General features: G+C 63.3%; 19 protein-coding genes. 5 read left to right on the top strand and 14 right to left on the bottom strand.

From position 1 onward, the window contains the following. The first annotated feature begins 6 nt into the window (after nt 1-6). The 3 genes from creB to creD are packed head-to-tail and all read left to right on the top strand — an operon-like array spanning nt 7 to nt 3,539. Nucleotides 7-675, top strand: coding sequence for a two-component system response regulator CreB (gene creB / locus LQ249_RS28810; RefSeq protein WP_057003915.1), 669 nt, complete (start codon nt 7-9; stop codon nt 673-675). Beyond that, on the top strand, nt 675-2,114 hold the full coding sequence (gene creC / locus LQ249_RS28805; protein ID WP_046381824.1) for a two-component system sensor histidine kinase CreC: 1,440 nt from the start codon (nt 675-677) through the stop codon (nt 2,112-2,114). The genes creB and creC overlap by 1 nt, the downstream gene beginning before the upstream one ends. Nucleotides 2,115-2,165: 51 nt before the next feature. Beyond that, complete coding sequence (creD, locus tag LQ249_RS28800) at nt 2,166-3,539, top strand: cell envelope integrity protein CreD (protein WP_057003913.1); 1,374 nt, start codon at nt 2,166-2,168, stop codon at nt 3,537-3,539. Nucleotides 3,540-3,623: 84 nt separating this feature from the next. Here creD and LQ249_RS28795 read toward each other — a convergent pair whose 3' ends face one another. The 8 genes from LQ249_RS28795 to LQ249_RS28760 form a co-directional block, all read right to left on the bottom strand. Continuing rightward, on the bottom strand, nt 3,624-4,253 hold the full coding sequence (locus LQ249_RS28795; RefSeq protein ID WP_169881925.1) for a glutathione S-transferase: 630 nt from the start codon (nt 4,251-4,253) through the stop codon (nt 3,624-3,626). An 881-nt stretch (nt 4,254-5,134) separates the two neighbouring features. Beyond that, nucleotides 5,135-5,317: a hypothetical protein gene (locus LQ249_RS28790; protein WP_046489074.1), complete on the bottom strand. Its 183-nt coding sequence runs from the start codon at nt 5,315-5,317 to the stop codon at nt 5,135-5,137. Beyond that, nucleotides 5,314-6,417 (bottom strand): PepSY-associated TM helix domain-containing protein, encoded by a 1,104-nt coding sequence (locus tag LQ249_RS28785; protein ID WP_232566061.1) that lies wholly within the window; start codon nt 6,415-6,417, stop codon nt 5,314-5,316. Before LQ249_RS28785 ends, LQ249_RS28790 begins: the two co-directional genes overlap by 4 nt. Nucleotides 6,418-6,479: 62 nt before the next feature. After that, on the bottom strand, nt 6,480-8,909 hold the full coding sequence (locus LQ249_RS28780) for a TonB-dependent siderophore receptor (protein WP_232566060.1): 2,430 nt from the start codon (nt 8,907-8,909) through the stop codon (nt 6,480-6,482). Nucleotides 8,910-9,137: 228 nt separating this feature from the next. Next, nucleotides 9,138-10,106 carry a FecR domain-containing protein gene (locus LQ249_RS28775; protein WP_046381829.1) on the bottom strand — a complete coding sequence of 323 codons (969 nt, stop codon included), beginning with the start codon at nt 10,104-10,106 and terminating at the stop codon, nt 9,138-9,140. After that, nucleotides 10,103-10,621 carry an RNA polymerase sigma factor gene (locus tag LQ249_RS28770; protein WP_026140138.1) on the bottom strand — a complete coding sequence of 173 codons (519 nt, stop codon included), beginning with the start codon at nt 10,619-10,621 and terminating at the stop codon, nt 10,103-10,105. The genes LQ249_RS28775 and LQ249_RS28770 overlap by 4 nt, the downstream gene beginning before the upstream one ends. Before the next feature lie 97 nt (nt 10,622-10,718). Next, nucleotides 10,719-11,426, bottom strand: a complete 708-nt coding sequence (locus LQ249_RS28765) for a 3'-5' exonuclease (RefSeq protein ID WP_057005411.1) — start codon at nt 11,424-11,426, stop codon at nt 10,719-10,721. Further along, nucleotides 11,423-13,345 carry a DUF294 nucleotidyltransferase-like domain-containing protein gene (locus LQ249_RS28760; RefSeq protein WP_232566059.1) on the bottom strand — a complete coding sequence of 641 codons (1,923 nt, stop codon included), beginning with the start codon at nt 13,343-13,345 and terminating at the stop codon, nt 11,423-11,425. Before LQ249_RS28760 ends, LQ249_RS28765 begins: the two co-directional genes overlap by 4 nt. 247 nt (nt 13,346-13,592) lie before the next feature. On the opposite strand from LQ249_RS28760, the gene LQ249_RS28755 reads away from it, so the two are divergent. Beyond that, nucleotides 13,593-14,039 (top strand): response regulator, encoded by a 447-nt coding sequence (locus LQ249_RS28755; RefSeq protein WP_232566058.1) that lies wholly within the window; start codon nt 13,593-13,595, stop codon nt 14,037-14,039. Nucleotides 14,040-14,195: 156 nt separating this feature from the next. Here LQ249_RS28755 and LQ249_RS28750 read toward each other — a convergent pair whose 3' ends face one another. Beyond that, on the bottom strand, nt 14,196-16,373 hold the full coding sequence (locus LQ249_RS28750; protein WP_046381831.1) for a malate synthase G: 2,178 nt from the start codon (nt 16,371-16,373) through the stop codon (nt 14,196-14,198). A gap of 388 nt (nt 16,374-16,761) precedes the next feature. On the opposite strand from LQ249_RS28750, the gene LQ249_RS28745 reads away from it, so the two are divergent. Further along, entirely contained in the window at nt 16,762-17,280 is a 519-nt protein-coding gene (locus tag LQ249_RS28745; RefSeq protein WP_017847852.1) for a glycine cleavage system protein R, read from the top strand. 222 nt (nt 17,281-17,502) lie between these two features. On the opposite strand, the gene rarD is transcribed toward LQ249_RS28745, so the two are convergent. From rarD to LQ249_RS28720, 5 genes are all read right to left on the bottom strand, one after another. After that, nucleotides 17,503-18,387 carry an EamA family transporter RarD gene (gene rarD / locus LQ249_RS28740; RefSeq protein WP_017847851.1) on the bottom strand — a complete coding sequence of 295 codons (885 nt, stop codon included), beginning with the start codon at nt 18,385-18,387 and terminating at the stop codon, nt 17,503-17,505. A 119-nt stretch (nt 18,388-18,506) separates the two neighbouring features. After that, a complete protein-coding gene (locus LQ249_RS28735) occupies nt 18,507-19,481 on the bottom strand; it encodes a serine/threonine protein kinase (RefSeq protein WP_017847850.1) in 975 nt (324 codons plus the stop codon). A gap of 480 nt (nt 19,482-19,961) precedes the next feature. Next, nucleotides 19,962-21,860 carry a PhoX family protein gene (locus LQ249_RS28730; protein ID WP_046489087.1) on the bottom strand — a complete coding sequence of 633 codons (1,899 nt, stop codon included), beginning with the start codon at nt 21,858-21,860 and terminating at the stop codon, nt 19,962-19,964. Between the two features lie 90 nt (nt 21,861-21,950). Beyond that, nucleotides 21,951-22,715, bottom strand: a complete 765-nt coding sequence (locus LQ249_RS28725) for a TOBE domain-containing protein (protein ID WP_199918202.1) — start codon at nt 22,713-22,715, stop codon at nt 21,951-21,953. Nucleotides 22,716-22,773: 58 nt separating this feature from the next. Beyond that, nucleotides 22,774-23,511, bottom strand: a complete 738-nt coding sequence (locus tag LQ249_RS28720) for a ComF family protein (RefSeq protein WP_232566057.1) — start codon at nt 23,509-23,511, stop codon at nt 22,774-22,776. Nucleotides 23,512-23,572: the final 61 nt, after the last annotated feature.

Genomic DNA, 23,572 nt, shown 5'->3' with positions numbered 1-23,572 from the left:
ACCGCCATGCCGCATATCCTGATTGTCGAAGACGAAGCGGCGATAGCCGACACACTGGTTTTCGCCCTGCAAGGCGAGGGCTTTACCACCACCTGGCTGAGCCTCGGCCAGGAAGCGCTGGCCCACCAGCGCCAGACCCCGGCCGACCTGATCATCCTCGACATCGGCCTGCCCGACATCAGCGGCTTTGAAACCTGCAAGCAACTGCGGCGCTTCAGCGAAGTGCCGGTGATGTTTCTCAGTGCCCGCGATAGCGAGATCGACCGCGTGGTCGGGCTGGAGATCGGCGCCGACGATTATGTGGTCAAGCCGTTCAGCCCACGGGAAGTGGCGGCGCGGGTCAGGGCGATCCTCAAGCGCGTCGGCCCTGGCGTCGCTCCGGCGTTGTTCCAGGTCGACCTGGAGCGCATGCAGATCACCTACCGTGGCCTGGCACTGAGCCTGACTCGCCATGAGTTCCGCTTGCTGCAAAGCCTGCTGGAACAACCCGAGCGTGTGTTCAGCCGCGAACAACTGCTGGACGCGGTCGGCGTGCCGGCCGATGCCGGCTATGAGCGCAATATCGACAGCCATATCAAAAGCCTGCGCAGCAAATTACGCAGCGTGGCGGCGCAGGCCGAACCGATCCAGACCCATCGCGGCCTCGGCTACAGCTACAGCCCGAGCCACAGCTGATGCGCCTGGGGCTGCGGTTTTTCCTGGTCTACGCGCTGTTTATCGGCTTCACCGGTTACTTCGTGCTAAACACCGTGATGAAGGAAATCCGCCCCGGCGTGCGCCAGTCCACCGAAGAAACCCTGGTGGACACCGCCAACCTGCTGGCGGAAATCCTGCGCAACGACGTCAAGAACGGCACCCTCGCCCAAAGCCACTGGCCGGAGCTGCTCAAGGCCTACGGCACCCGTCAGCCGGGCGCGACCATCTGGGGCCTGCCGAAAAACCAGGTCAACCACCGCATCTACGTGACCGACGCCAACGGCATGGTGTTGCTCGACTCCAGCGGCGAAGCCGTGGGCCAGGACTACTCCAAATGGAACGACGTGTACCTGACCCTGCGCGGCGAGTACGGCGCGCGTTCCACCCGCAGCGCGCCGGATGATCCGGCCTCGTCGGTGATGCACGTGGGCGCGCCGATTCGCGACAACGGGCAGATCATCGGCGTGGTCACGGTGGCCAAGCCGAACAGTTCGCTGCAGCCTTATGTCGATCGCACCGAGCACCGGTTGCTGTGGTACGGCGCCGGCTTGGTGATCCTCGGCCTGCTGCTCGGTGCGCTGTTGTCGTGGTGGTTGAGCGTGGCACTGCGCCGGCTTACCGCGTATGCCGAGGCGGTCAGCGAGGGGCGGCGCGCCGAATTGCCGCATTACCGTGGCGGCGAGCTGAAGCAGTTGTCCACCGCCGTGGAGCACATGCGGACACAGCTGGAGGGCAAGGCTTATGTGGAGCATTACGTCCATACCCTGACCCACGAATTGAAGAGCCCGCTGGCGGCGATTCGCGGCGCGGCCGAGCTGTTGCAGGGCGACATGAGCCGCGAGCAGCAACAGCGCTTTGTCGGCAATATCGACAGCGAAAGTACCCGCCTGCAGCAGTTGATCGAGCGCTTGCTGAACCTGGCCCAGGTCGAGCAACGCCAGGGCCTGGAGGCGCAAGCCAGCCTGCCGCTGGCCGCGCTGGTGGACGATGTGCTCAAGGCCCAATGCGCGCGCATCGAAGGTGCCGGCTTGCGCATCGAACAAACGATCGGCGCTGAGGTGAAGGTCTTCGGCGAACCGTTCCTGCTGCGCCAGGCCCTGGGCAACCTGCTCGACAACGCCCTGGACTTCACGCCGGCGGGCGGGGTGTTGCGGTTCAGCGCACAGACCCGGCACAACGCTGTGCAGGTCAGCCTGTTCAACCAGGCCGCGCCGATTCCCGACTACGCCTTGCCGCGCCTGAGCGAGCGTTTCTACTCGCTGCCGCGTCCGGCCAGCGGGCGCAAAAGCACCGGCCTGGGCCTCAACTTTGTCGAGGAAGTGATGAAGCTGCATGGCGGCACGTTGCAGATCGGCAACGTACACGGTGGCGTGCAAGTGGTGCTGCATCTCCACACAGTCTCCACACTGCCCACATAAATTTCCCACATGCGCGGCTCACGCTTTCCCCATCAAAACAGGGAGAGCCCCATGAACCGCAGCCTGCTTTTCAAACTTGGCGCGATTGCGCTATTGATCCTGCTATTGCTGATTCCATTGCTGATGATCAACGGCCTCATCGCCGACCGCCAATACACTCGCGACAGTGTCCTGATGGATATCGCCCGTAGCTCCAGCTACAGCCAGCGCCTCACCGGCCCGGTGATGGTGGTGCCGTACCGCAAGACTGTCCGCGAGTGGAAGCTCAATGAAAAACTCAACAAGCGCTACGAGGAAACCCGTGAAGTGCGCGGTCGTCTGTATTTCCTGCCGGAGCGTTTTGAGCTCGACGGGCGGGTGCAGACCGAACTGCGCGCGCGTGGCATCTACCAGGCCCGGCTGTTCCACGCCGACAACCGCATCAGCGGACGCTTCGTCTTGCCGGAGCAATGGGGCATCAAGGAAAATTTCGCCGATTACCGCTTTGAGCCGGCGTTTCTGGCGGTGGGTATCAGCGATATTCGCGGTATCGAAAACGCACTGAAGCTGGAGCTGGGCAGCCAGCGCCTGGAGTTTGCGCCAGGCACCCACGTCGAGTGGCTGGGCGAGGGGGTGCATGTGGCGCTGCCGGAGCAGGACAGCAAAACCCCGGCAGCGCTGGACTTCGCCTTCGACCTGCGCCTGCAAGGCACCGAGCAACTGCAAGTGGTACCGGTGGGCAAGACCAGCCAGGTCACACTGGCCTCCAACTGGCCGCACCCGAGCTTCATCGGCAACTTCCTGCCGGCGCAACGGGAAGTCACCGACAAGGGCTTCAGCGCCAACTGGCAGACCTCATTCTTCTCCACCAACCTCGAAGAAGCCCTGCGCGGCTGCCTGGACGAACGCGGCTGTGACGACTTCAACAACCGCAGCTTCGGGGTGAACTTCATCGACCCGGTGGACCAGTACCTCAAGAGCGACCGCGCGATTAAATATGCGCTGCTGTTCATCGCCCTGACCTTTGCCGGTTTCTTCCTGTTCGAAGTGCTCAAGGGCTTGGCGGTGCATCCGATCCAGTACGCCCTGGTGGGGTTCGCCCTGGCGTTTTTCTACCTGTTGTTGCTGTCGTTGTCCGAGCACCTGGGCTTTGCCTTGGCGTACCTGATCTCGGCCAGTGCCTGTGTGTTGTTGATTGGTTTCTACGTGTGCCATGTGCTGCGCAGCGTCGCCCACGGCCTGGGGTTTTCGGCCGGGCTGGCGGCGTTGTATGGCTTGTTGTACGGGTTATTGAGTGCCGAGGACTACGCGCTGCTGATGGGCTCGCTGTTGCTGTTCGGCCTGCTGGGGACGGTGATGGTGCTGACACGCAAACTGGATTGGTACGGCGTGGGCAAACGCAAGGCGGCCGAGCCTTTGGCATTTGATCTGGAGGCCGTGCAATGATCGGGTTGCGTGAGGACCAGCGGGAGCGAGCGCAGTTGGTGGCGAGGATTGTGGCGTTGTTTCCTGCGCCACCTATGCGCAGGGTCAAACCGGCGGCTGTGTCTCAAGCATCGAAGGGCGCTGGCTGACTTCGGCGTACCAGGCGGCAAGCTGGGGGTTGGCGTCGCGCCAGTGCAGGTCCGGGTGGCGGAAATCCAGGTAACCCAAGGCGCAGGCCACGCTGATCGCGGCGATATCGAAGTGGCAGGCCAGTTCGGCAATCGCATCCGCTTCCAGCTCCGCCAGGGTGCGCCGGATCTTGTGGCGCTGTTCGTCGAGCCACGGCGCCCAGTGTTTTTCCGGCGGGCGCAGGGCGCTCTCGTAACGCACCAGCACGGCGGCATCCATGATGGCGTCGGCCATCGAGGCCAGGGTCAGGCGACGCCAGCGGGCCGAGCCGTCACGCGGGATCAGCGGGTTGCCGACGTGCTGGTGGTCGAGGTAATCGAGGATCACCCGGCTGTCGTGCAACACCGTGCCATCGGCCAGGCGCAAGGCCGGGATCTTGCCCACCGGGTTTTCGTTGACCAGTTGCACGTCCGGGTTAACCGGTGTCGGCATGCAGAGCTGCAGGGCCACACGGTTCTGCTGGCCGGTTTCGGCCAGCAGCACGCGGACTTTGCGCACGAACGGCGAAGCGGGGTTGTGGAACAAGGTCATGCTGGGAGCGGACATAGGCATTCCTCTGGATGGGATGGGCAGTCGCTAGCCTAGTGGGTTGCGCCGTGGCTGGCGAGGGGGATTCCTGTGGTTCTTGAGGGCCTCATCGGGGGCAAGCCCCCTCCCACAGGGGAATGCATTCCAAATGTGGGAGGGGGCTTGCCCCCGATGGCGTCCTCAGCCACGCCGCCTGAACAACGCCCAAGTCCCAATGACCGCAGGAATACCCAACCCGACCCAACTCAGCGCATCCCACAGCCCATCCCTCTGGATGGGATGGGCAGTCGCTAGCCTAGTGGGTTGCGCGGTGGCTGGCGAGGGGGGCTGTGGTTCTTGAGGGCCTCATCGGGGGCAAGCCCCCTCCCACAGGGGAATGCATTCCAAATGTGCGAGGGGGCTTGCCCCCGATAGCGTCCTCAGCCACGCCGCCTGAACAACGCCCAAGTCCCAATGACCGCAGGAATACCCAACCCGACCCAACTCAGCGCATCCCACAGCCAATCCCTCTGGATGGGATGGGCAGTCGCTAGCCTAGTGGGTTGCGCGGTGGCTGGCGAGGGGGATTCTTGTGGTTCTTGAGGGCCTCATCGGGGGCAAGCCCCCTCCCACAGGGGAATGCATTCCAAATGTGGGAGGGGGCTTGCCCCCGATGGCGTCCTCAGCCACGCCGCCTGAACAACGCCCAAGTCCCAATGACCGCAGGAATACCCAACCCGACCCAACTCAGCGCATCCCACAGCCCATCCCTCTGGATGGGATGGGCAGTCGCTAGCCTAGTGGGTTGCGCGGTGGCTGGCGAGGGGGGCTGTGGTTCTTGAGGGCCTCATCGGGGGCAAGCCCCCTCCCACAGGGGAGTGCATTCCAATGTGGGAGGGGGCTTGCCCCCGATAGCGTCCTCAGCCACGCCGCCTGAACAACGCCCAAGTCCCAATGACCGCAGGAATACCCAACCCGACCCAACTCAGCGCATCCCACAGCCCATCCCCCAGCAACGCGGCAAACAAACCGACGGCGCTGAGCAGGCCGATCCCCAGCGGAATGCCGAACACTTTCCAGAAACTCGATTGACGCGGCCTCATGCCTTGCCCGCCTTGCGCCGCACCCACCACAGGTACACACCGCTGCCGAGCACGACGATGGTCAGCCCATCCAGTAGCGCCCAGAGGATTTTCATCGGCATGCCGCCGTAGTCGCCGAAGTGCAGCGGCTGCGACGTGCCCATGGCGTCCATGTACCACGGCCGCTCGGCGATCGCGGTGACGGCCAGGCTGCTGGCGTCGATCAGCACCGGCGTGAGCAGGTGCGAGGTCAGGTGGGTGCTGCCCTTCATGAACACCGCGTAATGGTGTTCACTGGAAAAGCGCGTGCCGGGGAAGGCGATGAAGTCCGGCTGCATGCCGGGCGCGGCCGCGGCGGCGATCTTGAGCAGATCGTTGGCCGGTGCGCGCAGGGTCAGCGGCGGGGCGTGCTGGTACGGTTCGATCATTGCGCTGAGGCTGTCGTTGCGCCAGGCGGCGATGATCAGGTCGGCGCAGGCGCTGATCACGCCGGTCACGCCGACCACCAGCGCCCAGGTCAGGGTGACCACGCCGATCAGGTTGTGCAGGTCGAGCCAACGCAGGCGGGTGGATTTGTCCTGGCGCACGGTGGCGAACGTCAAGCGGCGCATGAACGGCAGGTAAAGCAGCGTGCCCGAGACAATCGCCAGCCCAAACAGCAGGCCCATGAACGCCAGCAGCCACTTGCCCGGCAGGCCGGCGAACATATCCACATGCAGGCGCAGCAGGAACAGCGTCAAGCCGCCGTTGGCCGACGGCATCTCCACGGTTGCGCCGGTGCGCGCGTCGAGCATGAACGTGTGCGACGCATTGGGTTCGGTGCCAGCGGTGGCGGCCATGATCGCGATCACGCCGTGCGGGTCGTCTTCGTCCCACGCCAGGTACTGCATGACTTCGCCAGGGCGATGCGCCTGGGCTTTGGCCACCAGTTGCTCGAGGTTCAGCTGTGGTGTGTCGGCGGGCATCTGCTGCAGCTCAGGTTCGTTGCCCAGCAGGTGATCGAGCTCGTGGTGGAAAATCAACGGCAGGCCGGTAAGGGCGAGCAACAGCAGGAACAAGGTGCAGATCAGGCTGGTCCAGGTGTGGATAAAGGACCAGCGGCGGATGGTTCGGCTTTTCATTTGTTGGCCTTCAGACACACCCAAGCCGCCCCTGGAGGCGGCCGGGAGGTCAACTCAGTCGTTTACCACTGGTAGGTGGCGCTGGCGACCACACTGCGCTGGTCGCCAAAGTAGCAGTAGGAACCGTCACAGGTGGAGAGGTAGTCCTTGTCGAACAGGTTGGTCGCGTTCAGTTTCAGCGAGGCGCCTTTGAGGCTGTTGTCCAGGCGGCCGAGGTCGTAATGCACGGCGGCGTCGAACACCGTGTAGGCGTTGGCCTTGCCCGTCCAGGTATTGCCCTGGTCGCCATAGGTATTGCCGGTGTAGCGGGCCCCGGCGCCAATGCCGAAACCGTCGAGCATGCCGCTGTGCCAGGTGTAGTCCGTCCACAGGGAGGCTTGCTGGTTCGGCATCAGCTGCAGGCGGTTGCCCTTGTATTGGCCTTTTTGCACTTCGGACTTGGCCAGGGTGTAGGCGGCTATCAGCTTGAGGTTTTCACTCACGTCAGACACGGCTTCGAGTTCCAGGCCCTTGACCTTCACTTCGCCGGTCTGGTCGGTCACCGATTCGCCCCCGGCACCGAAGCTGGTGACCAGCACGTTTTTCTGGGTCAGGTCGTAAACCGCTGCGCTGAGCAATGTGTTGGAGCCGGGAGGCTGATACTTGACCCCCAGTTCCCATTGCTTGCCCTGCGTGGGCTTGTACGATTTGACCGGGTCGACGCTGGCATTGCTCGCCGGCTGGAAGGACTCGGCGTAGGACAGGTACGGCACGAAGCCCGAATCGAAGACATAGCTCAGCGCCGCGTTGCCACTGAAGTTCCGGCTGCGGTCGGTGTTGGTCGCGTCGTCCTTGTTGAAGTACGTGGTGCCCTGATGCACCCAGTCTTCACGCCCGCCGAGGGTCAGGCGCCATTTGTCGAAGGCCATCTGGTCTTGCACGTAGAGGCCGGTCTGTATGGTTTTCTGGTTGTAGTCGTAGTACGCGTCGGAGCGCGGCGGGCGGACGATCGTCTGGCCGTAGGTCGGGTTGAAGATATTGGTCGTCCCGGCGCTGCCGAAAATCGACAGATACGAAGTGTCGGTGCGTTGATGATCGAGCCCCAGCAACAGCGTGTGCGTGATGTCAGCCGTGTTGAAGTCAGCCTGGAAATGGTTGTCGACCGCGAATTGGCCGATGTTTTCGTCAACGTTGGTCGACGAACGACCGATGTTGCCCGCAGCGTCGGCAGGGCCGTAGATCAGTGAGCCCACGGTCAGTTGCTGGAACGCCAGCTCCGACTTGGTGTAGCGCAGGTTCTGGCGGAACTGCCATGTATCGTTGAAGCGATGCTCGAACGCATAGCCCAGCGCGTAGTAGGTGCGGTCGTAAAATTCATAGTCCGGATCGCCCAGGTTCTTGTGGTGGGAGACCTCGCCCAGCGGCGATTTGATCTTGGTGCCCTGGATCGGCAGGAACTGGCTGGTGGTGCCGGTATCGTCGCGGGTGAACTGCGAGAGCAGGGTCAGCTTGGTGTCGGTGTCGATGTTCCAAGTCAGGCTGGGGGCGATGTTGTAGCGCTTGTTGTCGATATGGTCGACCTGGGTGCCAGCATCCCGGACCACGCCGCTGACGCCATAGAGGAACTGGCCTTCATCATCGATCTTGCCGGTGCTGGCGAAATTGATCTGGCGATAGTTGTCACTGCCGTATTGCACTTGAATGGCATGGCTCGACTCCGCGTTGGGGCGCCGGCTGACCATGTCCAGCAGGCCGCCCGGCGGGGTCTGGCCATAGACCGAGGAGGCTGGGCCACGCAGCAGGGCGAGGCGATCCAGGTTCCAGGTTTCGGCCTTGGGGTTGGCGTACACACCGCGTGGCAACGGCAGGCCGTCGAGGAATTGGGTCGGTTCGAAGCCGCGAACGCGCATCCAGTCGTAGCGGGTGTCGCTGCCGTAGCTGGCGGACACAATGCCGGGCATGTATTTGACGGCGTCATCCAGGTTCTGCACGTTGCGGTCCTGCATCTGCTCGCGGGTGGCGACGGAGATCGAGCGCGGTGCTTCGACCAGCGCGGTATCGGTCTTGGTGCCGGCGGCGGTGCGCGTCGCCAGGTAGCCCTGCACCGGGCCCCAGGCGCTTTCAGTGTTGCCCTGGGCAACGATGCTGGTTTGCGGCAACGCCACGACCCCGTCCGCAATCGCCACCAGCGTGTAAGTCCCCGCGCTGCTCTGCTCCACCTGCAAGCCGCTGCCGCGCAGTGCCTCGCGCAGTGCGCCCGGGGCGTCGAACTGGCCCTGGACCGGCGCCGAGGTTTTGCCCGCGGCCAGTGCCGGGCTGAGGGTCAGTGCGAGGCCGGCCTGGCTGGCGATCTGGTTCAGGGTGGCGGCCAATGGCGCGGCGGGCAGGTTGTAGGCGCGCACGCTGGACGCTTGCTCGGCGGCGATCAGCACGCTGCTGGTCAGCGGGGTGCTGAGGGCAATGGCCACGGCTAACAGGCTGGGGCGCAACAAGGTGTCTAGCGTGCGGGACATAGGGCGGCTCCTGAATGGAAGTAATTCGCAATTACCCATGTGCCGAGCGAGATTCGAAAAGTGATAGGGCTTGGGGAAAATAATTGTTGCCTGGGGCTATTCGGTGTTCTTGAGGGCCTCATCGCGGGCAAGCCCGCTCCCACATTCGACCGCGTTCAGCCAGATGTAACGCGATCAAAGGTGGGAGCGGGCTTGCTCGCGATAGCAATATCCCCGACACCGCCGGACCTAGGGCCTACCCTTCACCGTCACCCACCACGGCGTGCGCTGTTCGATCCGCACCGGCAGCGTCGGCAGCAGCGCGTTGAGCGCCAGGGTGGTGTCGTGCAGCGGGAAGCTGCCGGTGATGCGCAGGTCGGCCACGGCGTTATCCACACCCAGGTAGCCGCGGCGATAACGGCTCAGTTCCTCGACCACATCGCCCAGGCGGGCGTTGTCCACCACCAGCATGCCGCGGGTCCAGGCGTCGGTGGCGGGGGTGACGGCGAGCAGCGGGCCGAGGCTGTCGCTGCGCATCAGCACTTGCTGGCCGGCCTTGAAGATCTGTTCCTGATGCAGCGCCTCGGGTTGCGCGGCCACCGCCGATTGCAGCACGCTCAGGCGCGTGGCGGCGTCCTCGCGCTTGACGATAAACCGCGTGCCCAGCGCGCGCAGGCTGCCGTCGCGGGTCTGCACATAGAACGGGCGTGCATCGTTGTGGCCGGTTTCGACGAGGATTTCGCCTTCCTGCAACACGATCAGCCGGCGTTTTTCATCGAAGCGCACATCGATGGCGCTGTGGGTGTTGAGGTTGATCTGCGTGCCGTCCGCCAGTGTCAGCGTGCGTTGTTCGCCGGTGGCGGTGCGTTGATCGGCCAGCCAATAGTGGAGCGGTACATAACGCTCCCCGGCAAACAAGGCCAGGCCGCAGACCAGTGCGATACTCGCCAGGCCGCTGCCGAGTTTGCGCACGCGCTGGCGAATGCCCTCGCGTGACTGCAACAACGCCGCCCGCGCCGGGCCCGAGGCCACGCTGAAGCGCTGGTCGAGCAGGCCCAGTTGGCGCCAGGCGCGGGCATGTTCTGCATCGCTGGCCAGCCATTTGGCGAACTCCTCCTGTTCCACGGCGCTGCCGTCCCCTGAGTCGAGGGACAGCTGCCAGGCAATCGCCGCATCCAGCACCCGGGCCGACACCGGTTTGCAACTGATTGCACTCACAGCGGCTCGCCATACAACGCGATGTAGCACTGACGGATGCCCTGGGCCAGGTACTGGCGCACGCGCGGCACCGACACGCCGAGGCGCCGGGCGATGTCGGCGTGGCCCAGGCCGTCGATGCGGTTGTAGAGGAACGCGGCGCGGGCCTTGCTCGACAGCGTGCCGAGCAGGCGGTCGATGGCCTTGAGGTCTTCGAGGATCAGTTGCTGGTCTTCCGGCGACGGCTGTTCGCTTTGCGGGATCAGCATCAATTCGCTGAGGTAGGCCTGTTCCAGGGCGGCGCGGCGGAAGTAGTCGAACAGCAAGCCTTTGGCGATCGCCACCAGGAAGGCGCGGGGCTCGCGGGGTTCGCGCAACCCGTCGCGGCCGAGCAGGCGCATGAAGGTGTCCTGGCTCAGGTCTTCGGCGCGGCTCGGGCAGGCCACATTGCGCCGCAGCCAGGCCAGCAGCCAGCCGCGATGGTCGCGATACAACGCACCGACAAGCTCACTGTGTGGGGTCTGGACCGACGACAAGGCATCACCGAATAAACAAGTTTAAACTAACGAGAATTATTCGCGATTGTGTCAGAGGCGTGCAGCGGGCGCAATTGGCGTCTGTCCGGCGGTGCTATTAAAACGATGGCGCCTGCTTGCGCCGTTTCCATTGGCTCAAACGTGCTTGCAGGGCGCGCGGTGTGTCGATGTGCTGCTGGCGCGCGCGGCTGAGCAGGATCAGCATCAGCTCCGCAGTGGCCAGGGCGTCGGCGCTGGCGTGATGGCGTTCGCCCACCTGCAGGTGGAAGTGGTCGATCCAGTCGTCCAGCCCGGCTTCGCGCAGCAGCGCCTCGGGGTACAGCAGCGGGGCGATGTCGGCCACGTCGAGGAAGGTATGGGCCAGGCGATAACCCAGGCTGTCCTTGAGCGCCCGGGCCAGCATGTGTTGATCGAACGGCGCATGGAAGGCCAACAACGGGCTGTCGCCGACGAACTCCATGAAATCCAGCAACGCGTCCACCGGGTCACTGCCGGCGGCGATCGCGCTGGGGCCGAGACCGTGGATCAGCACGCTGGGGCTGAGTTTTGTTTCGGCGCGTTGCAGGGTGCGCTCGAACATCTGGGAAAAATCCACCGCGCCGTCCTCGATCACCACCGCACCGATGGACAACACCTGATCGCGGTTGAGGTTCAGGCCGCTGGTTTCCAGGTCCAGCACCACCCAGCGCTGGCTGCGCAATGCCGCGTCGCCCAGCGCGACCGGCTGGGGTAACTGCGCCAGGCGCTGCTGTTGTGTTGCGTCGAGATGGGGTTTGGCCGTGCGCAACCAACCAAATAAGTTCACAGCTGATACCGCACGGTCAGGCTGCTTTGCAGGCGCTGGGCCTGGCGCAGGGATTCGCGCAGGATGCGCCGGTCCAGGTGGTTGAGGCTGTCGGGGTCGACGCGGTTGGAATACGGCTGGTTTTCCCGCATCTGCAATTGGTGCTGCTGCATGCGGGTTTGCTGGATAAAGTGGTACGCCTCTTCATAGGCGGCGCCATCCAGCGGCTCGATCACTTCCTTGACCACCAACTGGCGCAGGCGCTCCAGGGTGTTGATGGCGTGGACGTCGTTGGCCAGGGCCAGCAGGCGCGCGCCGTCGACAAAGGGCGTCAGGCCTTGCACCTTGAGGTCGAGGGTGGCTTTTTCGCCGCCTTTGCGCGTCAGCACGAAATCGCGGAAGCGCCCCACCGGCGGGCGCTGGCGCAAGGCGTTCTCCGCCAGCATGCGCTGGAACAGGCGGTTATCCGCGACCTGGTCGAGAATGCCCTGGCGCAGTTGTTCACAGCCCTGTTCATCGCCCCACACCACCCGCAGGTCGAAATAGATGGTCGACCCCAGCAGGTTCTCCGGCGTGGCTTCGCGGATGAACGCCGCAAACCGTCGCGCCCATTCGGCCCGCGACAGGCACAGCTCGGGGTTGCCGGCCATGATGTTGCCTTTGCACAAGGTGAAGCCGCACTGCGCCAGGCTCTGGTTGATCTGCTGCGCGAGGGGCAGCAGGCGCGCGCGGATCTCAGCCGCTTCGGCGGCGTCCTTGGCGTCGAACAGGATGCCGTTGTCCTGGTCGGTGTAGAGCGTCTGCTCGCGCCGGCCTTCGCTGCCGAAACACAGCCAGGTGAACGGCACGCCGGGGTCGCCTTTGTCGGCGAGGGTCAGCTCGATGACTCGGCACACGGTGTGATCGTTGAGCAGGGTAATAATGTGGGTGATCTGGGTCGACGACGCGCCATGGGCCAGCATGCGCTCCACCAACTGGCCGATCTCGCCGCGTATCGCCACCAGGTTTTCCACCTTGGGCGCGTTGCGGATGGTACGGGCCAGGTGGACCAGGTCCACGCGTTGCAGGGAAAACAGGTCGCGCTCGGACACCACGCCGCACAGACGCTGGTCTTTGACCAGGCACACGTGGGCGATATGCCGCTCGGTCATCGCGATGGCGGCGTCGAAGGCGCTGTGGTCCGGGGTGAGGAAGAACGGCGCATGGGTCATGTGCGCGTCGATCGACAGGGTGAAATCGCTGGTGCCGTCGGCCACCACCTGGCGCAGATCGCGCAGGGTGAAGATCCCCAGGGGCGCCTTGTGCTCATCCACGATCACAATGCTGCCGACCTGTTGCTCGTGCATCAGCGTCACCGCTTCGCGCAACGGAGTAGCCGGGCTGCACGTCACCGGGTGGCGCATGGCCAACTCGCCGAGGCGGGTGTTCAAGGAGTATTGGGTGCCGAGGGTTTCCACGGCTTTTTGCTGCACTTGCTGGTTGACCTGATCAAGCAGGCTGCTGACGCCGCGCAAGGCGAAATCGCGGAACTCGCTGGACAGCGCGAACAGCTTGATAAACGCCGGCTTGTTCAGTTGCAGGCAGAAGGTGTCTTCGGCGGCCTTGTGCTCGGTGCGCGTCGCACGTTCGCCCAGCAGTGCCGCAAGGGGGAAGCACTCGCCGGTGGCAATCTCAAAGGTGGGTTCGGCCGAATCCGGCCGTTCGCCGATGACCCGGCCCTGCTTGACGATGTAAAAGTGCTCCACCGGCCCGGCCGACGGCTTGAGGATGCTTTCGCCGGGGCCATAAAAGCGCAATTGGCACTGCTCTACCAGGAACGCGAGGTGCGCGTTTTCCATTTGGTTGAACGGCGGGAAGCGTTGCAGGAACTGCAAGGTGCCGTGGATGTTCTGCAACACCGCAGTTTTTCCCGCCTGGGCGAATGCATCAGCTTTACTCATAACTATGACCGCGATGTTTTTGTCGTTATCGTCCTGCATGGTCGACTCCTGCACGGCGGGTGCCCATTGGACGTAAGTCTAGGTCGATGAAAACGGCGCATAACTAGGGAAAAACCTTACATGACGATCGTCCAAACCCCGTAGAACGCCCACTAGGCAAACTTTCCGACGAAGTGCACATTGTTCGCCCTTCCGCAGATGTCTGACGAGTGTGCTGGGAGATTGATGAGAGCTAGCTGAGAACCGTATGTCCGACCACGATATTTTGAGTGATGCCGAGCGCGAAGCGCTGAGCGCTGTGATGCTGAAGCCTGATTTACCGCCACAACGCGTGTTGATCGTCGACGACGACAAGGACGCGCGCGAACTGCTGGCGGAAATCCTGGGCCTGGACGGGATTCGCTGCATGACCGCCGAGAGTGGTGAGGCAGCCTTGAAACTCTTGAAGTCGAGCCGCTCCATTGGGTTGCTGATCACCGACCTGCGCATGGCGCCGAGCAACGGGCTCCAGTTGATTCGCGAAGTGCGCGAATCCGAGCGCGCGGCGTTGCCGATCATCGTTGTGTCCGGGGACGCCGGCGCACCGGATGTGATCGATGCGATGCATTTGAGCGTGGTGGACTTTTTGCTCAAGCCGATTGATAGCGTGAAGTTGGCGAAGATGGTCAAGCGCGAGTTGGGGATGAGGTCCTGATTTTTGCGGTGTATGTAAAGGCCTCATCGGGGGCAAGCCCCCTCCCACAGTTGACCGCGTACATCCTGTGGGAGGGGGCTTGCCCCCGATGAGGCCATTCCGGACACCACAAGCCTCAAAGAAAAAGCCCTGATCGCAAGACCAGGGCTTTTTCATTTACAGGCCGTTTTTAGCCTTGAACTCCCGACGCCTGCGATGCAACACCGGCTCGGTATAACCATTAGGCTGTTTGGTGCCTTCAATCACCAACTCCACCGCCGCCTGGAACGCGATATTGCTATCGAAGTCCGGCGCCAGCGGGCGGTACAACGCATCCCCGGCATTCTGACGGTCTACCACCGGCGCCATGCGCTTGAGGCTTTCCATCACCTGATCCTGAGTGACCACGCCGTGGCGCAGCCAGTTGGCGATGTGCTGGCTGGAAATGCGCAGGGTGGCGCGGTCTTCCATCAGGCCGATGTCGTTGATGTCCGGCACTTTCGAGCAGCCGACGCCCTGGTCGATCCAGCGCACCACATAACCGAGGATGCCCTGGGCGTTGTTGTCCAGCTCGTTGCGGATTTCTTCGTCCGACCAGTTAGGGTTGTTCGCCAGCGGGATGGTCAGGATATCGTCCAGCGACGCGCGCTCGCGCTTGGCCAGTTCGGCCTGGCGCGCGAACACGTCGACCTTGTGGTAGTGCAACGCGTGCAACGCAGCCGCCGTCGGCGACGGCACCCAGGCGGTGTTGGCGCCGGCCAGCGGGTGGGCGATTTTCTGTTCGAGCATCGCCGCCATCAGGTCGGGCATGGCCCACATGCCTTTACCGATCTGCGCACGGCCTTGCAGGCCGGTAGCCAGGCCGATATCGACGTTCCAGTTTTCGTAGGCGCCGATCCATTTTTCCGCCTTCATCGCGGCCTTGCGCACCATCGCGCCGGCTTCCATGGAGGTGTGGATTTCATCGCCGGTGCGGTCGAGGAAGCCGGTGTTGATAAACACCACGCGCTCGCTGGCGGCCTTGATGCAGGCCTTGAGGTTGACCGTGGTACGGCGCTCCTCGTCCATGATCCCAACCTTGAGGGTGTTGCGCGGCAGGTTCAGCACGTCTTCGATGCGGCCGAACAGCTCGTTGGTGAACGCCGCTTCTTCCGGGCCGTGCATCTTCGGTTTCACGATGTACACGGAACCGGTGCGGCTGTTCTTGCGGCTGCTGTTGCCGTTGAGGCTGTGGATCGCCGCCAGGCTGGTGAGCAGGCCGTCGAGAATGCCTTCCGGTACTTCGTTGCCGTTTTTGTCGAGGATCGCGTCGATGGTCATCAAGTGGCCAACGTTGCGCACGAACAGCAGCGAGCGACCGTGCAGCGTCACGTCCTGGCCATTCACGCCGGTGTAGACGCGGTCGGCGTTCATGGTGCGGGTGAAGGTCTTGCCGCCTTTGGCCACTTCTTCGGCCAGGTCGCCTTTCATCAGGCCGAGCCAGTTGCGGTAGATCACCACTTTGTCGTCGGCATCGACGGCGGCGACGGAGTCTTCGCAGTCCATGATGGTGGTCAGCGCGGCTTCCATCAGCACGTCTTTGACGCCGGCCGCGTCGGTCTGGCCGACCGGGGTGCTGGCATCGATCTGGATTTCGAAATGCAGGCCGTTGTGTTTGAGCAGGATCGCAATCGGCTGGGCGCTGTCGCCCTGGAAACCGATCAACTGGGCATCGTCGCGCAGGCCGCTGTTGCTGCCGCCTTTGAGGCTGACCACGAGTTTGCCGTCAACGATCTTGTAGCCAGTGGAATCGACGTGGCTGCCGGCGCTGAGCGGTGCGGCTTCGTCGAGGAAGGCGCGGGCGAAGGCGATGACCTTGTCGCCGCGCACCTTGTTGTAGCCCTGGCCCTTTTCGGCGCCGTCGGCTTCGCTGATGGCGTCGGTGCCATACAGCGCGTCATACAGCGAGCCCCAGCGCGCATTGGAGGCGTTGAGGGCGAAACGGGCGTTCATCACCGGCACAACCAGCTGGGGGCCGGCCATGCGGGCGATTTCGTCATCGACGTTTTGGGTCGAGGCCTGGAAGTCTGCGGCTTCTGGCAGCAGGTATCCGATATCTTGCAGGAAGGCTTTGTAGGCCACCGGGTCATGCGCCTGGCCGGCGTGAGTCTGGTGCCAGGTGTCGATCCGCGCTTGGAAATCGTCGCGTTTGGCGAGTAGGGCTTTGTTCTTCGGTGCCAGGTCGTGGATGACCTTGTCGGCACCGGCCCAGAACTGGTCGGCAGTGATGCCGGTACCGGGAATGGCTTCGTTGTTCACGAAGTCGAACAGGACTTTGGCGACCTGCAGGCCACCGACTTGAACGTGTTCAGTCATTGCTTGCCTCACTCTGCGGAGCTTATGCGCTTTTCAGCTTTTCAATTTACCAATGAAGCCTCTGGCCATTTAAACCGCGGGCACGCTGCGCCGGTACATGCCTGTGAAGGCGGCTGGGCAGGCTGTGTCGCGGAGCATGGTTGCCGTGGCAGACATCGACCCAACGTTATGTAGTGCGCGATTGCGCATACTACATGATGACTTGCGCTTGTGAAAATTAGACTAAATACGTCGTTTAGCGACCCACTTTGGTCGTATGGTCACAGTGGGGTCTTGGATGTTCTCAAGAAACAGATGGATTGTTCCAGATAAATATAAAAATGGTACACGATTTGTTTTCGGGGGCATCTGCGTCCACCTTGTAGATTGAATTCCAGAGGGCTTCGCCATGGACCATCTTGTACTCACTATCATTGCCGCCGACAAACCCGGCCTGGTTGAACGCATTGCGCAGAACATCGCGGCCCACGGCGGCAACTGGCTGGAGAGCCGCATGGCGCACATGGCCGGGCAGTTTGCCGGGATTCTGAGGGTCAGCGTTCCCGCCGAGAACCGTCAGGCCCTGGTGAATGCGCTGGAGGACTTATCCACACACGGCATTCGCGTGCTGGTGGGCGAGAGCGGCGCCGGGCAGGCGGCGGCGTCCAAACCGATCACCATGACGCTGGTGGGCAACGACCGGCCGGGGATCGTGCGTGAGATTACCGCGCTGTTGAGCAAGCAGGGGGTGAACCTCGAACGCTTGAGCACCGACGTGCGCCCGGCGCCGATGAGCGGCGACCCGCTGTTCCACGCCGATGCATCACTGGCGGTGCCGTCTGGCTTGGCGCTGGACACCCTGCAAGCGGCCCTGGAAACCCTGGCCGACGACTTGATGGTGGAGTTGGAACTGCGCCGCGAGGAATAACCACCCACAAGGTTATGCATGGAAATCTTGCATGGGCCTGTGGATAACCTGTAGAGACCCGGCGCCAGGCCACGCCGGCCGTGCTTCTCCGTCAGCTGAGCAAAAAACGAGCAGTTTCAAGGGCTTGTACACAAATGGCGGGGATCAGGTTGTGGATAACCTTGGGGTGGATCTCTGCAAGCCATGCGGGCCGTGGCTTGCAGAGGTTTGTACGTTATTTGATCAGCGTTTGCGCACGGTCAGCCAGGCGTCCAGGCTGTAGACCACCAGGCCGGCCCAGATAAAGGCGAAGGCGATCAGCGTGCTGGTTGCCAGTTGTTCACCAAACAGCAGCACCGCTTCGAGCAGCACCAGGGTCGGCGCCACGTACTGCAAAAAGCCCAGGGCGGTGTAGGGCAAATGCCGTGCGGCGGCGTTGAAGCACACCAGTGGGATCAGCGTCACCGGGCCGGCGGCCACCAGCCACCAGGCTTCGGACGTACTCCAGAATGCCAACTGCGCGCTGTGCGCCGACGGGTTGAACAGCAACCAGGCGACGGCGATCGGCACCAACATCCAGGTTTCCACCACCAGCCCCGGCAGTGCCTTGACCGGCGCCTGCTTGCGGATCAGGCCATAGAAACCGAAGGTCAGCGCCAGCGCCAGCGACACCCACGGCAAACTGCCCACCTGCCACACCTGTTGCGCCACCCCCGCGGCGGCGAGACCGACGGCGAGCCATTGCAGGCGGCGCAGGCGTTCGCCGAGGAGCAGCATGCCGAGCAACACGTTCACCAGCGGGTTGATGTAGTAACCCAGGCTGGCTTCGAGCATGCGTCCGCTGTTCACCGACCACACATAGGTCAGCCAGTTAGCCGCAATCAACGCCCCGCTGAGCGCCAGGATCGCCAGGCGCCGCGGGTTATCGCGCAGTTCGCGGAACCAGCCGGGGTGTTTCCAGACCATCAGCAACAGCGTGCCGAACAGCGCCGACCAGAGCACGCGGTGTACGATGATTTCGGCGGCGGGGACACTGGCGATGGCTTTGAAATAGAGCGGGAACAGACCCCAGATGACATAGGCGCTCAGGCCCAGGATGTAGCCCTTGCGGGGGTTGGCGGCGTGCATTGCAGAATCCTTGCTTAGGCAGCTAACAAAGCGCGATTGTAAGGATATTTGTCCGCTCGTGGGGCCTGCAGTGCTTTATGTGGGAGGGGGCTTGCTCCCTCCCACAGGAAGCAACGCCGTCAGAACAGTTTCAGCGGTTCTTCGTTGAGCGCCGACAACTGTTCGCGCAACGCCAACACCTGATCACCCCAATACCGCTCGCTGCCGAACCACGGAAAGCTGTGGGGGAACGCCGGATCATCCCAGCGCCGCGCGAGCCAGGCGCTGTAGTGCATCAGGCGCAAGGCCCGCAGCGGTTCGATCAGCGCCAGTTCGCGCGGGTCGAAATCGTGGAATTCCTGGTAGCCGTCCATCAACTCCGACAGCTGGCCCAGACATTCCTGACGGTCGCCGGCGAGCATCATCCACAGGTCCTGTACGGCCGGGCCCATGCGGCAGTCATCGAGGTCGACGATGTGGAACATCTCGTCGCGGCACATCATGTTGCCGGGGTGGCAATCGCCGTGCATGCGGATGTTCTTGTGCGGCGTGGCCTTGTACACCTCTTCCACACGCTTGAGCAGGTCGCGGGCCACGGACTCGTAGGCCGGCAGCAGGCTTTTGGGAATGAAGTTGCCTTCGAGCAGGGTGGTCAGGGAGTCGTGGCCGAAGTTCTTCACGCCCAGGGCTTCGCGGTGTTCGAACGGGCGGGTCGCGCCGACCGCGTGCAAGCGCCCGAGCAACTGGCCAAGGCGATAGAGCTGGTCCAGATTGCCCGGCTCCGGCGCCCGGCCGCCACGGCGCGGGAACAGAGCGAAGCGGAAACCGGCGTGTTCGAACAGGCTTGAGCCGTTATGGATCATCGGCGCGACCACCGGCACATCGCACTCGGCCAGTTCGAAGGTGAAGCTGTGTTCTTCGAGGATCGCTTCGTTGCTCCAGCGCTGCGGTCGGTAGAACTTGGCGATCAGCGGCTCGGCGTCTTCGATGCCCACTTGATACACACGGTTTTCGTAGCTGTTGAGCGCCAATACGCGCGCATCGCTGAGGAAGCCGATACTTTCGACAGCATCGAGCACCAGGTCGGGGGTGAGTGTTTCAAACGGATGGGCCATGCGAACTCCTGCGCGCAGCAGGGCGCCGCGTCCGGCCGGGTATGGTAACGCACCGGGCTTGAGATAGGGGGCGGCTGTGCCATTGCTATCGGGGGCAAGCCCCCTCCCACAGTTGAAGGTATTCACAAATCAAAATGTGGCAGGGGGCTTGCCCCCTCCCACAGTTGAAGGTATTCACAAATCAACATGTGGCAGGGGGCTTGCCCCCTCTCACAGTTGAAGGTATTCACAAATCAACATGTGGCAGGGGGCTTGCCCCCTCCCACAGTTGAAGGTATTCACAAATCAAAATGTGGCAGGAGGCTTGCCCCCTCTCACAGTTGAAGGTATTCACAAATCAAAATGTGGCAGGAGGCTTGCCCCCTCCCACAGTTGAAGGTATTCACAAATCAAAATGTGGCAGGGGGCTTGCCCCCTCTCACAGTTGAAGGTATTCACAAATCAACATGTGGGAGGGGGCTTGCCCCCGATAGCGGTCTGTCAGGCGCCCACGATCCCACCATCATCCCGCCGAATCGCCATCACCGACGAACGCGGCTTGCCATTGGGCAGATGCTCCGGCCAGGTCGAACCGCCGGTTTCGCCGGGATGCTGAATCCCCACGAACAAGGTCTTCTGATCCGGCGAGAAGCTGATCCCCGTCACCTCGCACGCCACCGGCCCGACCATGAAACGGCGGATTTCCCCGGTGTTGGGGTCGGCGCAGAGCATCTGGTTATTGCCCATGCCGGCGAAGTCGCCGCCGTTGCTGTAGTCACCGTCGGTCAGAATCCACAGGCGCCCGGCTTTGTCGAAACCCAGGCCATCGGGGCTGTTGAACATGTTCTGCGGGTTGATGTTCGACGAGCCGCCCTTCGGCGTACCGGCATGCACGCCGGGGTTGCCCGCGACCACAAACAGATCCCAGGTGAAATCGGCGGCGCCGTGGTTATCGGCGTTGGGCTTCCAGCGCAGGATCTGGCCGTAGACGTTTTTCTCGCGTGGGTTGGGCCCACCGACCGGCTGGCCGTCTTCGCCGCGCTTGGCGTTGTTGGTCAGGGTGCAATAGACCTGGCCGTCGGTGGGGCTGACCACGATCCATTCCGGGCGGTCCATGCGCGTGGCTTTCACCACACTGGCAGCCAGGCGTGCATGGATCAGCACTTCGGCCTGGCTGGCGAAACCGGTGCTGGCGTCGATGCCGTTCTTGCCATGGGTCAACTCGACCCACTGGCCGTTGCCCTTGGGGTGGTCGGCGTTGCCGTCGCCAGCGTCGAAGATCGCCACAAACAACGTGCCATGGTCGAGCAGGTCTTTGTTGGCCTTGGGGTTCTGGTGGTCGATCGGGTCGCGGCTGACGAACTTGTAGATGAATTCGCCGCGCTCGTCGTCGCCCATGTACACCACGGCGCGGCCGTCGCGGGTTTCCGCGAGGGCTGCGTTTTCATGCTTGAAGCGGCCAAGGGCGGTGCGTTTGACGGGGGTGGAATGCGGGTCGAACGGGTCGATTTCCACCACCCAGCCATGGCGATTGAGTTCGTTGGGATTCTTGGCCATATCGAAACGCGGGTCGTGCAGGTGCCAGTTGATCTCCTTGCTCGCCGCCACCACGCCGTAGCGCTTTTGCCCGGCGTCGAAGGTTTGTTGTGGGTTGCTGCTGCCGAAGCAGTCGGTGAAGTTCTCTTCGCACGTCAGATAAGTGCCCCACGGCGTCTTGCCGTTGGCGCAGTTCTGGAAGGTGCCGAGGGCTTTTTTGCCGGATTTGTCGGCGCTGGTTTTCAGCCAGTCATGGCCGGCCGCCGGGCCGCTCAGGCGGATCGGCGAGTTGCCGTGGATGCGCCGGTTGTAGCGCGAGTCCTGGACGAACTGCCAGGTGTCGCCCTGGCGGCGCACTTCGATCACCGACACACCTTCGCTGGCCTGGGCCTTGCGCACGTCTTCGGCCGATTGCGGCGCGCCGCCGTGGGCGAAGAGGTAGCGGTAGTTGGTGTATTCGTTATTGATCGCCATCAGCGCGCGGTTGTCGTCGCCGGGGAAGGCGAACAGGCTCATGCCATCGTTGTTGTCACCGAACTGCTGCTCCTGGGCCTTGGCCGTGCCGTTGCCGGAAGGGTCGAACGCCGGGGCATTCTTGTGCAGCGGCTGGCCCCAACTGATCAGCACCGAGGCGCTGTAGCCGGGCGGCAGGGTGATGCTGTCGCTGGTGGCGGCGGCGATGCTGGCGAACCCCAGCAGCGGGCTGGCGTTGGCGGCATTCACGGCCAGCGCGCTGCGGGTCAGCAGGTTGCCGCCGAGGAACATCGCGGCTCCGCACAGGGCACCGGCGCCGATGAAGCGGCGGCGGGTGAGGCCGACCATCTGTTCGAGGTCGGTGGCTTGGTTTTCTTCTAATAGGCTCATGTCAGGCTCCCTGCGGTTTTTGCAGACACCATAAGGAGCGGGCATGACGAAATTGTTGCAGTTTGACGGCGGGCGCAGCAGGCCCGGCGCTTAGACGGGCGTGCCGAGCAATACATTGCTCGGCGCGAATTGCACCTGGATCGGCTGGCCTTCGGCGGCGCCCAGGGCCTTGAGCGCGTGGGGCTGGGCCAGGGCGCAAAGTACCTGGCCATTGGGCAGGGCGATTCGCACTTCGCTGGGGCCGTCCTCGGCGTCGAGAATGGCGTCGACGGTGCCGATCAGGCAATTGTGTCCAGGTGTTTCTGGGTGCTGGCTGGCGCACACCTCCAGCCAGCCGGCCTTGATCAGGGCGACCACTTCGACACCGGCCTCCAGCTCCAGCCGTTGCGTGCTGTCGTGGGTGATCTGCGCGCTCAGGCTCAGGCCGCCGGCCAGTTGCAGGCGGATCAGATCATTGCGGCCGTGACGCTCGATGGCGATGACCTGGCCATGCAGTTGGTTGCGCGCACTGGTGCGCAGCATCAGGCGGCCCAGCAGGTTGAAGTCGCTGGCGGCTTCGTCCGAGCCGAGCACTTCGGCCTGTAACACTTGCAGGCGCTGATAGAGACGCAGCACGCGCTCGCCTTCGGCCGTCAGCCTGGCGCCGCCGCCGCCCTTGCCGCCGACGCTGCGTTCCACCAACGGGTTTTGCGCGAGGTTGTTCAGTTCGTCGATGGCGTCCCAGGCCGCTTTGTAGCTCAAGCCGGCGCTTTTCGCCGCGCGGGTGATCGAGCCCTGCTCGGCGATATGCGCCAGCAAAGCGATGCGCTGCGGGCGACGGATGATGTGTTGGCTGAGGGAGGTCGGCAGAGACATGGGGTTACGCTTCGATGAGATGAGCGGAACGTTGCGGGCAAGGCCGGCCGGAGTCAAGTCAGGCACCCGGTTTGGGCGTGCGCGCCAGGCAGTACACGTCGACCTGTCGCGCTCCGGCCTCCATCAACAGACGTGCCAGGCAGTGGGCGGTTGCGCCGGTGGTGAGCACGTCGTCGACCAGCGCAAAGTGGCGGTCGTGTACCGCCATGCCATGCGCCAGGGCGAAGGCGCCGCGCAGGTTGCGTTGGCGGCTCTTGGCGTCGAGCGCCTGTTGCGCGACGGTTTCACTGGGGCGTAACAACAGGTGTTCATTGTAGGCAATGTGCAGTTCGGCGCTGAGCCAGCGTGCCAGCATCAACGCCTGGTTATAACCGCGCTCGCGCAGGCGTTTGCGCGCCATGGGCACCGGCAGCAGGCAGTCGGGACGCGGTAGTTCGGCGTTGTCGAAGCGGTGTTGCAGATGGCGTCCCAGCAAGCGCCCCAGCAGATGCCCGAGGGGCCAGCGCGCCTGATGCTTGAAGCGGCTGATCAGGCTATCGACGGGGAAGCTGTAGCGCCAGGCGGCAATGACCTGTTTAAAGGCCGGCGGGTGTTTCTGGCATTGGCCGCAGATCAGACCGTCCAGCGGCAGGGGCAGGGCGCAGACCTCGCACTGCTCCATCAGCCAGGGCAGTTCGGTTTCGCAGGCGTTGCACACACAATCGGCCGACTCAGTGGCTTCATCGCAGATTAAACAGTGCTGTACGTTTTTTGACCATATGTAAACTTGGTGTTTGTATCCAGGTTGACAGTGCATGAATCTTCCTTAAATATGCCGAGCATCCGTGTCGTGCCTGTGGGTATTGCCCTTCCCACAG

It is taken from the genome of Pseudomonas sp. 7-41 (genome assembly GCF_021233075.1).
Taxonomy (GTDB): domain Bacteria; phylum Pseudomonadota; class Gammaproteobacteria; order Pseudomonadales; family Pseudomonadaceae; genus Aquipseudomonas; species Aquipseudomonas veronii.
The sequence above is the reverse complement of the archived record's forward strand: the minus strand, read 5'-3'. Positions and strand labels throughout refer to the sequence as shown.